This is a genomic window from Streptomyces viridochromogenes, assembly GCF_001270495.1.
Lineage (GTDB): Bacteria > Actinomycetota > Actinomycetes > Streptomycetales > Streptomycetaceae > Streptomyces > Streptomyces viridochromogenes_A.
In genome coordinates this window covers 1-748 of record NZ_LGUR01000087.1, presented here as the reverse complement: position 1 = coordinate 748, position 748 = coordinate 1, and the positions used below count along the sequence as shown (strand labels likewise).

1 protein-coding gene is annotated in these 748 nt (G+C 71.8%); it reads left to right on the top strand.

Annotated features, from left to right (window positions below; genetic code table 11):
- The coding region (glyA, locus tag ADK36_RS10045) for a serine hydroxymethyltransferase (protein ID WP_159391105.1) at window positions 1-748 on the top strand (748 nt) is incomplete at both ends.

Here is a 748-nt window from a genome sequence, read left to right as displayed (position 1 = left end):
GCCAAGGAGCACCGCCCGAAGGTGATCATCGCGGGCTGGTCGGCGTACCCGCGCCGGCTGGACTTCGCCGAGTTCCGCCGGATCGCCGACGAGGTCGAGGCGTACCTGTGGGTCGACATGGCGCACTTCGCCGGCCTGGTCGCGGCCGGGCTGCACCCCAACCCCGTCGAGTACGCCGACGTGGTCACGTCCACCACCCACAAGACCCTCGGCGGCCCGCGCGGCGGCATCATCCTCGCGAAGAAGGACTTCGCGAAGAAGCTGAACTCGTCCGTCTTCCCGGGCTTCCAGGGCGGCCCCCTGGAGCATGTGATCGCGGCCAAGGCGGTCTCCTTCAAGGTCGCCGCGAGCGAGGAGTTCAAGGAGCGCCAGCGCCGCACGGTCGACGGCGCCCGCATCCTCGCCGAGCGGCTGACGGCCGCCGACGCCCGTGAGGCCGGTGTCAACGTCCTGTCCGGCGGCACGGACGTGCACCTGATCCTGGTCGACCTGCGCGAGTCGGAGCTGGACGGCCAGCAGGCCGAGGACCGGCTCCACGAGGTCGGCATCACCGTCAACCGCAACGCCGTCCCCGACGACCCGCGCCCGCCCATGGTCACCTCGGGCCTACGCATCGGCACCCCGGCCCTGGCCACCCGCGGCTTCACCGCCGAGGACTTCGCCGAGGTCGCGGACGTCATCGCCGAGACGCTCAAGCCGACCTACGACGCGGACGCCCTCAAGGCCCGGGTCAAGGCCCTGGCCGACA